The following is a 9,509-nucleotide window of genomic DNA, read 5'->3' on the forward strand; positions in this document are numbered from 1 at the left end:
GGTCTCGGTGCGGATCGAGGAAGAGGGGCGTATCGCCACCGGCCAATCCGCCGATACGGATACCATTGTGGCCAGCGTGAAAGCCTATGTGAATGCGCTGAACCGCTTGATCGAGCGGCGGAAAAAATCGAATCCCGGCGATGATGTGAAGACGGTCGATTACCGCGACGCGGGCTGACCGGCGCGGAACGGGGCAGGGCGGCGGCTTCCATCGGGGGCCGCCTCTTCCTTTTCTGGCTTTGCAGCAGGCGCAGGGCGGCACGGCGCTATCGGCAATGGTCAGGGCAGGGGCGCTGACCTATATTCACCGGCAGGGAGGGCAACCCAAGAGGTTTCCCAATGTTGAATACCGTCAGCCGCTTCATCCGCGCTTTGCACATTCCCTCGGTCGAGGAAATCGAGCGCGATTATCTGAACGCCGCCGCCAGCCGCTATGATCTGGAAATGCGCGAGCGTGAGGTCGATTCCGGCCGCTTCCGCCGCCGGTTCGTGTCCTACTACTGAGGCACCAGCTTGCCGGGGTTGAGGATGCCCAGCGGATCAAGGGCGCGTTTCACCGCGCCCATGACTGCCCATCCCGCCCCGTGTTCGGCCTGCATATAGGCCAGCTTGCCCAAGCCAATGCCATGCTCGCCCGTCACCGTGCCGCCAAGGCGTAAGGCGCGCGTGGCCATATTGGCGGCCAGACGCTTGGCCTCGGCGGCCTCGGCCGGATTGTCTTTGGCAATCAGAAGGATGGCGTGAAAATTGCCATCCCCGACATGGCCTAGGATGGGGCCGGGAATGGCGCTGGCCGCAATCTCGGCCCTTGTTTCCTGCACCGCCTCTGCCAGGCGCGAGATCGGCACGCATACATCGGTGACCACCGCCGTGGCGCCGGGGTGCGCGGCCAGACAGGCCGGATAGGCGGCATGGCGCATCTTCCACAGGGCGGCGCGATCTTCTGCGCGGTCGGCCCAGCGAAAGCCGGTGGAGCCATGCCCGGCAGCAATCTCGCCAAAGCGCTGTGCCTGTTCCGCGACTGCTGCGGGCGAGCCGTGAAACTCCACCAGCAACAGCGGCGCCTCGGGCAGCGATTGCCCGGCATAAGCATTGCAGGCGGCCACCGCCGTCGGGTCCAGAAACTCGATCCGCGCCATGGCGATGCCGGATTGGATGGTCTCGATCACGCAATCCACCGCCGCCGCCATATCGGCAAAGGTGCAGACCGCCGCCGAGACCGCCTCGGGCTGGCCTTGCAGGCGCAGGGTCAGTTCGGTGATCAGCGCCAGCGTGCCCTCGGAGCCGACCAACAGCGCGGTCAGATCATAGCCGGAGGCCGATTTTGGCGCCGCCGTGCCGGTGCGGATCACCGTGCCATCGGCCAGCACGGCCTCCAGCCCCAGCACCGCATCGCGCATGGTGCCATAGCGCACGGCGGTGGTGCCCGAGGCCCGGGTGGCCGCCATGCCGCCAAGGCTCGCATTGGCGCCGGGATCGACCGGGAAGAACAGGCCGGTGGCGCGCAGCTCGGTGTTCAGCGCCTCGCGCGTCAGACCGGGCTGCACGCGCACCAGCATATCCTCCGCCCGCACCTCCAGCACCTGCGCCATGCGGGCGAAATTCACAGTGATGCCGCCTTGCACCGCCAGCGCATGCCCCTCCAGCGAGGTGCCCGCGCCCCAGCCGATCACCGGCAGCCGGTGTTCATGGGCGATTGTCAGCAGCGCCGAGACCTCGGCCGTGGTTTCGGGAAAGGCCACCGCATCGGGCAGCCCCGCTGCGATATGGGTTTCGCTTTGCGCATGTTCCGCACGGATGGCATCAGCGGTGGTGAAGCGGTCGCCCAGCAGGGCAGCGAGGGCGGCAAAGGCGGGGGTCATGCAGGGTCTTTCGCGGCTTGCGCAAGGAAGGGAGCCAGATCGCCATAGCCGGTAAAGCGGCGCTCATAGGCCAGGCCCAGCCGGGCGGCGGCCTCTTGCGCCTTGGCATCCAGCGCAGGGTCATCGGTCTGCGCCTGATAGACCAGCTTGGTGTAATGGCCGAACATCATCGGGATCAGCTCGGGGTGGCGGTCAAAGCCCATCGGGCGCCAGACAAAGGCATCGAACTGCCGCGTCAGGAAATCGGTGAGGTAAAAGGCGGTGATCTCGTCTTCGGCGATTTTGGCGAAACGGTCATTGCCCTCGAAAAACGAATAGCAATGCGGCCCGGCGATCATCTCGACCCCCAGCCGGTCGCAAGTGGCCTGCAACTGCCCGCCCGTGCCGCAATCGGCGTAAAGCACAAAGACCCGCTCATGGGGCGCAGCCTTCACCGCCGCCTCCACCGCCGCCGGGATGCGGTCGGGCCAGAGGTGCAGATTGGCGGGCAGGCATTGCAGATCCAGATGATCCCAGCCGCCCGCGCGCTTGATCGCCAACACCTCATGCGCCAGCGCGCCACAGGCCAGCAGCAGGACGCGCCCGCCCATCGGGGCGAGACCGGCGCGGGTCAGGGTGCTGTCATCGGGCAAATCCATCACATCACCTTAGGGGCTGGGGCCGAAAAGCAAAAGACCCCGGACATGCCGGGGCCTCGTGCAGCCTTGCGGCAGGGATCACAGGCTGTTGTGCTTGCGCGCAACCATGGATTTGGCCATCTCGACCGCCACGGCGGCATCGCGGCAATAGCCATCGGCGCCGATCGCCTTGCCGAATTCCTCGTTCAGCGGCGCACCGCCGACCAGCACGATGTAATCCTCGCGCATGCCCTTTTCCTTCATCGTGTCGATCACGACTTTCATATAGGGCATGGTGGTGGTCAGCAGGGCCGACATGCCGAGGATGTCGGGCTTTTCGCTTTCCAGCGCCTCGAGGTATTTCTCGACCGAGTTGTTGATGCCCAGATCCAGCACCTCGAAACCGGCACCTTCCATCATCATGCCGACAAGGTTCTTGCCGATGTCGTGGATGTCGCCCTTGACGGTGCCGATGACCATCTTGCCCATGCGCGGCGCGCCGGTTTCAGCGAGCAGCGGCTTGAGGATCGCCATGCCGGCCTTCATCGCGTTGGCGGCCAGCAGCACTTCCGGCACGAACAGGATGCCGTCGCGGAAGTCGGCGCCCACGATGGTCATGCCCGCGACCAGCGCCTTGGTCAGCACGTCATAGGGGGTCCAGCCGCGCTCCAGCAGGATGTTGACGCCCTCTTCGATCTCTTCCTTCAGACCGTCATAGAGGTCGTCATGCATTTGCAGGACAAGCTCTTCGTCGTTCAGTTCGGAAAGGATGATGTCGTCTTCGTCGGCCATTTGCGGCTCCTGCGGGAAGGGGTCTGCCATCTGAATGCGCCGATTGCGACGCGTCCACTTTGCGCTTTGCGACATGGCCGCAAACAAAGGCGACAGTCAAGGGCCGGGCTTGCGGTTGGTTCATGAAATGTTCTAATATTGATCATGAGCAAGCCGCATGACCTCAGGCCTGAAACCGTGATCCGCGCCCGTGGGGCGGGCCGCAATGAAACCGGTCGGTTCGAGGCCGTGCAGCGCGAGGCCGTGGCCGATGGCTGGGACATGCTGGAGGAGGCGCAGCTTCTGCGCACCGAGGTCCGGCTGGAGCGGCCGCGTTCGGTCATCAGCTACAACCGCTCGCCCGATCTGCCCTTTGACCGCAGCGTGAACCCCTATCGGGGCTGCGAGCATGGCTGCATCTACTGCTTCGCGCGGCCCAGCCATGCCTATCTGAACCTCTCGCCCGGTCTTGATTTTGAAACCCGGCTGATCGCCCGACCGGGCATTGATGCGGTGCTGGCCGCCGAGATCGGGCGCAAGGGCTATCAGGTGGCGCCGATGGCGCTTGGCACCAATACCGACCCCTACCAGCCTTGCGAGGCCGAGCATCGCATCATGCGCAGTGTCTTGCAGGTGCTGCATGACTGGAACCACCCGACCGCGATCACCACGAAGGGCACGCTGATCGAACGCGATCTGGACCTGCTGGCGCCGATGGCGGCCAAGGGTTTGGTGCGGGTGGGGCTTTCGGTCACCACGCTGGACGCGGGGCTGGCGCGGCGGCTGGAACCGCGCTGCCCGGCACCCGCGCGCCGTTTGGCGGCGATCCGGCGGCTGGCTGATGCCGGGGTGCCGGTGCGGGTGATGGTGGCGCCGGTGATCCCCGGCCTGACCGATCACGAGCTGGAGCCGATCCTGACCGCCGCCGCCGGGGCGGGGGCGCAGGCGGCAAGCTGGATCATGCTGCGCCTGCCGCGCGAGGTTTCGCCCTTGGTGCAGGACTGGCTGGCGACCCATGCGCCGGACCGCGCCGCCAAGGTGATGGCCCGCATCCGCGAGCTGCATGGCGGCAAGGATTATGCCGCCGACTGGGGGCGGCGGATGCGGGGCGAAGGGCTGTGGTCCGACTTGATCGCGCAGCGGTTCAGCAAGGCTTGCGCCCGGCTGGGGTTGACGGTGCCGCAACCGCCGCTGCGCTGCGATCTGTTCGCGCGCCCACCCGCGCCGGGCGATCAGCTCGCGCTGTTCTGAGGTGATGGCGCGGCGGGCAGGGCAGGATTTGGATATTTGAACCAAGGTGAAAGACGGGCGCGCGGGCGTCCCCTCTCACCTTGGCCCAAATATCCAGTCTTCCTGTTTCTTACCGCGTGCGGCGGCGCTCGCGGCGCGGGGCGCCGTGGTCATGGCCGCAACCGGCGCCGGTGCCATCGCTGGCCGAGGAGAAGGCACCCAGCTTGCCCACGATGTCTTCCAGCGTCGGGCGCGGCCCGCGCGGCGTGTTTTCCAGCGCGGCGCGCATGGCTTTCAGATGCTCGGGCATGGTGCCGCAGCAGCCGCCGATGATCTTCACCCCGGCGTCCCGGGCCAGCACGGCATAGGCGGCCATTAGCTCGGGCGTGCCATCGTAATGGATCGCGCCATCCTGATAGCGCGGGATACCGGCATTGCCCTTGGCGATCACGGGGCGCTCGGTGCCCTGGCCAAAGAAGCCCAGCACGGTGCGCATCAGATCCGAGGCGCCGACGCCGCAATTGGCGCCAAAGGCCAGCGGCGGGTTCGGCAGTTTCTCGACCAGGGCTGCGAGGTCGGAGGAGGTCAGGCCCATCATGGTGCGCCCGGCGGTGTCAAAGCTCATGGTGCCGCACCAGGGCATGCCCGCCAGCGCGGCGGCCTCGGCGGCGGCGCGGTATTCCTCGGGGGCGGAGATGGTTTCGACCCAAAGCACATCGGCGCCCCCGGCCTTCAGGCCCTCGGCCTGTTCATGGAACATTTCCACCGCCAGCTCATGCGTCAGGGCGCCCATCGGGGCCATGATCTCGCCCGTCGGGCCGACCGAGCCTGCCACCACCACCTCGCGCCCGGAGGCATCGACGATCTCGCGCGCAAGGGCGGCGCCAACGCGGTTCAGCTCATGCACGCGGCCTTGCGCGCCGTGCAGTTTCAGCCGCGAGGCATTGCCGCCGAAGGTGTTGGTCAGGAAGATGTCCGACCCGGCCTCCACCGCGCCGCGATAGAGGGTGCGGATATTGTCGGGCTTGTCAGTGTTCCAGAATTCCGGCGGCTCGCCCGATTCCAGGCCCATGTTGAACAGGTTGGTGCCAGTGGCCCCATCGGCCATCAGCCAGTCGCGGGTGGCAAGCAATCTGGAAAGCGCGTCGGTCATCGCATGTCCTCACGGGGTATTGGATGGGCTACCATGTGCCATGGCGCGCGCCGCGCTGCAATCGTCTATCCGATCTCCGGCCCTATCCGGTGTCGGGCAGGGGCGGGGGATGGCGGATGGCGCGGCTCAGGTCGAGGGCGGCCAGCGCTGCGGCGGGTAGATGCGGCACGATCAGATAAAGCGGTTCGCAGCGGGGGGCGAAGCTGTGTTTGAACTGCGCCAGCCCGGCAGAGGGGGCCTCGAACCGGCGGCGCAGCCTGGCGGGCAGGAAGGCCAGATCCGGCAGGGCCGCGAGGCTCAGCCGGGTCTGGCCCTCGCGCCGCGCCACTTCGAGGGCCGCGATGATCAGCGCGTGCTGGCAGCCCTCGGGCGCGTCGCGGGTCTGGCGCATCAGATCCAGCACCCATTCGCGCGGTCCGGCATGAAAGCTGGCAAAGGCCATGAGGCGCGCGCCTTGCCAGGCCAGAAACACCCGCTGGCGGCGCAGGTAGTCCGGGGCAAAGCGCCCCATGGAAAAGCCGCGTTCGCCGCCGCGCATCAGGCTCCAGTCGCGGTTCAGCACCGCCATTTCGGCCATGGGCAGCGCGTCGGGGAGGGCCTCGCCGATCCGCAGACCGGCGGCCTCGGCCTGTCGCAGCTTGCGCCGCAGCCCCGCGCGGGCGCTGCCGGTCAGCGTGAAACTTTGCGGCGCCAGCACGGCCTCACGCGCGATGCGCAGGCTGCGCAAGCCCTCTGCCCGGGCGCGCGCCGCAGGACGGGCCGAGGCCTTGTAGATCACCGGCCAGCGCCCCTCGGCGCGGGCACCGCGCGCGAGGGCCGACAGGTCGGCCGGGCCCGTGACCGGATCGAACATGGCGGTGAGCAGATGCGGGCTGCGCCCGATCAGCCAGATTGCGGCGCCCATCCGCTCGAGGCTCAGGTGGCCCTGACGCAGCAGCCCGCATTCCGCCCGGGGGGCGTGGGCCACCAGATGCGGTGCGGGCGGCAGGGGCGTGCGGCGCGGGGGCGGGCCGGGGCGCAGCAGCGCCAGCGTGCCCAAAAGCGCGGGCAGCGCGTAATAGATCGCCCGAAAGGCAAGGATCGCGGCCACCATCGGCGCCTCGGGCGTGCCGGGCAGCAGGCCAAGCAAGGTGACCTCAAAGGCGCCCAGTCCGCCCGGCGCGCCCGAGACCAGACCCGCCCCGAGGGCCAACAGATAGGCGGGCAACAGGGCCGCAAGGCCGGGGCTGGCCCCGGCCGGGCACAGCAGCCAAAGCGCGAGCGTGGCCGCCCCCAGATCCAGCGCCGCAAAACCCAGCAGACGAAGCGACAGGAAGGCATTCGGCAAGGGCACCGGCAGGCGCCACAGCAAGGGCAGCATGGCCAGCGCAGGCAGGCCCCACAGGGCGACGGGCTGAAACGGGCCGGGCAGAGCGGCCAGAGCCAGCAGCGTCACGATCCCCCAGGCCAGAAAGAAGCCGCCGCTGACCGCCGCCGTCAGGCGGGTCGCCTGCCAAAGGCTCATCCCCGGCAGCAGCCGCCAGCGCATCAGCGCCCCGGTCACCAGCCCGAGCCCGAGGCTTTGCGACACGGCAATCGCCGCCGCCCCCGCCCGGACCGAGGCCGCGCCATGGCGCCCGGTGCGCAGATGGCGGTGCATCACGTCATCATAGCGGCCAAGCGCCCAGAAGCTGAGCCCGGTGGCGAGCGTGGCCGCCAGCCATTGCCAGGCCTCCAGCGCGGTGAAGGCGGCGCGGGTCGCAGCCAGATCGAGGCTTTGCAGCCGATCCGCCAGCAGCCAGAGAAACAACCCCGCCGCTGCCAGTGACAGCGCCGCGCGGCCGATCAGCCGCCCCGGCGCCCCGATCCCTTCCCGCAGCACGGCCGCGCGCGCAAACGGGCGCCTGCCCGGCCAACCTTGACCCATCATCCGCCAACCCCTTCGATCCCACCGGATCAGCATCGGCGCTCAGGGTGGCCAAACCGTTAACAGGTCAAATCCGACGCGAATATGTGGTCGGCCATCTCTGGCGGGGGGGCATTGCGGAGGGCCACATGCAAAAAGCCGCCCACAAGGGGGCGGCTTTCCAATGGTCCGATCTGCCGTTGCGGCGATCAGAGTTCCGCCATCAACTGCGCCTTGGCGACCGGCAGCAGCTCGGTCATCTTGGCGCGGATCTCGTCGGCGGAGGCCTTGCCTGCCAGATCGGCGGCCAGCTTGCGCACCACATCCTCGATCCCGGCCTCTTCCAGATCGGCCATCACGACGGTGAGGGCGTAATCGGTCGCCTCCTCGCCCGATTTGCCCAGCAGCCCCGCCGCCCAGAGGCCGACCAGCTTGTTGCGGCGGGCATCGGCCTTGAACTGCATCTCGGCATCATGCGCGAACTTGTTTTCAAACGCGTTTTCGCGGTCGTTGAAGGTGGTCATGGTCAGGCCCCCTGAAAGGTGAATATGTCTCTCCCTTCATATGCCCGCGCGGTGGCGGCATCGCAAGGGTGCAAGCGCCACAGGCCGCGCGCAAAACCGGCGCGGCGGGCGTGAACCTTGCAGCCGGGCAGGGGCTGCACTATAGCCGCAGCAAAGGACGGGCGCGCAAGGGTGTCGCCGTCCCTGTCGCGATTCGGGAAAGTACATGGCACGCCGCAAGAAGGTTTACGAGGGCAGCGCGAAGATCCTTTACGAAGGGCCGGAGCCGGGCACCCTGATCCAGTACTTCAAGGATGATGCCGCCCCCGCCGGCGATCAGGCCGATGCGCCGCCGCAAGGCGCGCTGGAGGGCCGGGGCGTGCTGAACAACCGGCTGAGCGAATTCTTCATGGCCGGGTTGAATGCCATTGGCGTGCCCACGCATTTCATCCGCCGCTTGAACATGCGCGAGCAACTGGTGCGCATGGCGGAAATCCTGCCGCTGGAAGTGGTGGTGCGCAATTACGCGGCGGGCGATCTGTCGCGCCGCCTTGGCATCCCCGAAGGCATGGGTCTGCCGCGCCCCATCGTCGAATATTACTACAAGGACGAAAAGCTGGGCAATCCGCTGGTGGCGGAAGAGCATATCATCGCCTTTGGCTGGGCCAATCAGCAAGATCTTGATGACATGGTGGCGCTGGCGCTGCGGGTGAACGATTTCCTGTCGGGCGTCATGCTGGGCGTGGGCGTGCGGCTGATGGATTTCCGGCTGGAAGTGGGCCGCATCTGGGAAGGCGATTTCATGCGCCTGATCGTCGCCGACGAGATCAGCCCCGACAGCTGCCGCCTGTGGGACATGCGCGGCCTGGATACCCCCGACCGCGAGGGGCAGGTGCGCGAGCCCGGCCCGCTGGCCGATGTCTATACCGAACTGGCGCGGCGCCTTGGCGTGCTGCCGTCCAATGTCACCCATACCCCCAAGCCGACGCTGATCAACTGAGAGGGCTGCCCCATGAAAGCGCGTGTGACCGTGATGCTGAAAACCGGAGTGCTGGATGTGCAGGGCGAGGCCGTGCGCCGCGCGCTTGGCACCCTGGGCTTTGAAGGGGTGGAGGCCGTGCGTCAGGGCAAGGTGATCGAGCTTGACCTCGCCGCCACCGACCGCGCCGCCGCCGAAACCGAGGTGAAGGCGATGTGCGAAAAGCTGCTGGCCAATACCGTGATCGAGACATACTCGGTCGAGCTGGTCTGAGCCTGCGCTCTTGCAGACACAAAGCCGCCGGGTGCCGCCCGGCGGCTTTTGTCGTTCCAAAGCAAGATGGATATTTGAACCAAGATGAAGGGCGCGCGCTTTCTCTTTCATCTTGGCCCAAATATCCATCTGCCCTTGCCCCCGGGTGCTGCGACATAGGATTTTGCACTGGCAGGGTGGCCGCCTTTACGCTAGGAGGCTGGCAATCCCGAGACCTTTGCCCGAGAACCACGAGG

11 protein-coding genes are annotated in these 9,509 nt (G+C 67.3%); 5 read left to right on the forward strand and 6 right to left on the reverse strand.

Translation table 11 applies throughout. From position 1 onward, the window contains the following. Both JNN06_RS00385 and JNN06_RS00390 read left to right on the forward strand, forming a co-directional pair. A partial coding sequence (locus JNN06_RS00385) for an alpha-isopropylmalate synthase regulatory domain-containing protein (protein WP_291237628.1) occupies positions 1 to 178 on the forward strand: 178 nt, incomplete at its 5' end. A gap of 161 nt (positions 179 to 339) precedes the next feature. After that, positions 340 to 504 (forward strand): hypothetical protein, encoded by a 165-nt coding sequence (locus tag JNN06_RS00390; RefSeq protein WP_291237618.1) that lies wholly within the window; start codon positions 340 to 342, stop codon positions 502 to 504. Here JNN06_RS00390 and JNN06_RS00395 read toward each other — a convergent pair. The 3 genes from JNN06_RS00395 to JNN06_RS00405 all read right to left on the reverse strand — a co-directional run bounded on the left by JNN06_RS00395 (position 498) and on the right by JNN06_RS00405 (position 3,271). Further along, on the reverse strand, positions 498 to 1,862 hold the full coding sequence (locus tag JNN06_RS00395) for an FAD-linked oxidase C-terminal domain-containing protein (protein WP_291237619.1): 1,365 nt from the start codon (positions 1,860 to 1,862) through the stop codon (positions 498 to 500). The two genes, JNN06_RS00390 and JNN06_RS00395, sit on opposite strands and share 7 nt — an antisense overlap. Next, positions 1,859 to 2,500 carry a DUF1638 domain-containing protein gene (locus JNN06_RS00400; RefSeq protein WP_291237620.1) on the reverse strand — a complete coding sequence of 214 codons (642 nt, stop codon included), beginning with the start codon at positions 2,498 to 2,500 and terminating at the stop codon, positions 1,859 to 1,861. The genes JNN06_RS00395 and JNN06_RS00400 overlap by 4 nt, the downstream gene beginning before the upstream one ends. Positions 2,501 to 2,578: 78 nt before the next feature. Beyond that, positions 2,579 to 3,271 carry a B12-binding domain-containing protein gene (locus JNN06_RS00405; RefSeq protein ID WP_291237621.1) on the reverse strand — a complete coding sequence of 231 codons (693 nt, stop codon included), beginning with the start codon at positions 3,269 to 3,271 and terminating at the stop codon, positions 2,579 to 2,581. Between the two features lie 144 nt (positions 3,272 to 3,415). Here JNN06_RS00405 and JNN06_RS00410 point away from each other — a divergent pair, with 144 nt between their 5' ends. Continuing rightward, entirely contained in the window at positions 3,416 to 4,501 is a 1,086-nt protein-coding gene (locus JNN06_RS00410; protein ID WP_291237622.1) for a PA0069 family radical SAM protein, read from the forward strand. 109 nt (positions 4,502 to 4,610) lie between these two features. On the opposite strand, the gene bmt is transcribed toward JNN06_RS00410, so the two are convergent. The 3 genes from bmt to JNN06_RS00425 all read right to left on the reverse strand — a co-directional run bounded on the left by bmt (position 4,611) and on the right by JNN06_RS00425 (position 8,042). Next, complete coding sequence (bmt, locus tag JNN06_RS00415; protein ID WP_291237623.1) at positions 4,611 to 5,633, reverse strand: betaine--homocysteine S-methyltransferase; 1,023 nt, start codon at positions 5,631 to 5,633, stop codon at positions 4,611 to 4,613. 82 nt (positions 5,634 to 5,715) lie between these two features. Beyond that, the gene (locus tag JNN06_RS00420) at positions 5,716 to 7,494 is read right to left on the reverse strand and encodes a phosphatidylglycerol lysyltransferase domain-containing protein (RefSeq protein WP_291237624.1); all 1,779 of its coding nucleotides are present in this window, start codon (positions 7,492 to 7,494) and stop codon (positions 5,716 to 5,718) included. A 233-nt stretch (positions 7,495 to 7,727) separates the two neighbouring features. Beyond that, positions 7,728 to 8,042 carry a DUF1476 domain-containing protein gene (locus tag JNN06_RS00425; protein ID WP_291237625.1) on the reverse strand — a complete coding sequence of 105 codons (315 nt, stop codon included), beginning with the start codon at positions 8,040 to 8,042 and terminating at the stop codon, positions 7,728 to 7,730. A gap of 205 nt (positions 8,043 to 8,247) precedes the next feature. Here JNN06_RS00425 and JNN06_RS00430 point away from each other — a divergent pair, with 205 nt between their 5' ends. Both JNN06_RS00430 and purS read left to right on the forward strand, forming a co-directional pair. Further along, positions 8,248 to 9,021 (forward strand): phosphoribosylaminoimidazolesuccinocarboxamide synthase, encoded by a 774-nt coding sequence (locus JNN06_RS00430; protein ID WP_291237626.1) that lies wholly within the window; start codon positions 8,248 to 8,250, stop codon positions 9,019 to 9,021. A 12-nt stretch (positions 9,022 to 9,033) separates the two neighbouring features. Then, positions 9,034 to 9,273 (forward strand): phosphoribosylformylglycinamidine synthase subunit PurS, encoded by a 240-nt coding sequence (purS, locus tag JNN06_RS00435; protein WP_291237627.1) that lies wholly within the window; start codon positions 9,034 to 9,036, stop codon positions 9,271 to 9,273. Positions 9,274 to 9,509 lie beyond the last annotated feature (236 nt).

The organism is Gemmobacter sp. (assembly GCF_016792925.1).
Lineage (GTDB): Bacteria > Pseudomonadota > Alphaproteobacteria > Rhodobacterales > Rhodobacteraceae > Gemmobacter.

Coding starts and splice junctions, on each gene's coding strand:
- JNN06_RS00390 (WP_291237618.1), top strand. CDS start 340: ATGTTGAATACCGTCAGCCGCTTCATCCGCGCTTTGCACATTCCCTCG.
- JNN06_RS00395 (WP_291237619.1), bottom strand. CDS start 1,862: ATGACCCCCGCCTTTGCCGCCCTCGCTGCCCTGCTGGGCGACCGCTTC.
- JNN06_RS00400 (WP_291237620.1), bottom strand. CDS start 2,500: ATGGATTTGCCCGATGACAGCACCCTGACCCGCGCCGGTCTCGCCCCG.
- JNN06_RS00405 (WP_291237621.1), bottom strand. CDS start 3,271: ATGGCCGACGAAGACGACATCATCCTTTCCGAACTGAACGACGAAGAG.
- JNN06_RS00410 (WP_291237622.1), top strand. CDS start 3,416: ATGAGCAAGCCGCATGACCTCAGGCCTGAAACCGTGATCCGCGCCCGT.
- bmt (WP_291237623.1), bottom strand. CDS start 5,633: ATGACCGACGCGCTTTCCAGATTGCTTGCCACCCGCGACTGGCTGATG.
- JNN06_RS00425 (WP_291237625.1), bottom strand. CDS start 8,042: ATGACCACCTTCAACGACCGCGAAAACGCGTTTGAAAACAAGTTCGCG.
- JNN06_RS00430 (WP_291237626.1), top strand. CDS start 8,248: ATGGCACGCCGCAAGAAGGTTTACGAGGGCAGCGCGAAGATCCTTTAC.
- purS (WP_291237627.1), top strand. CDS start 9,034: ATGAAAGCGCGTGTGACCGTGATGCTGAAAACCGGAGTGCTGGATGTG.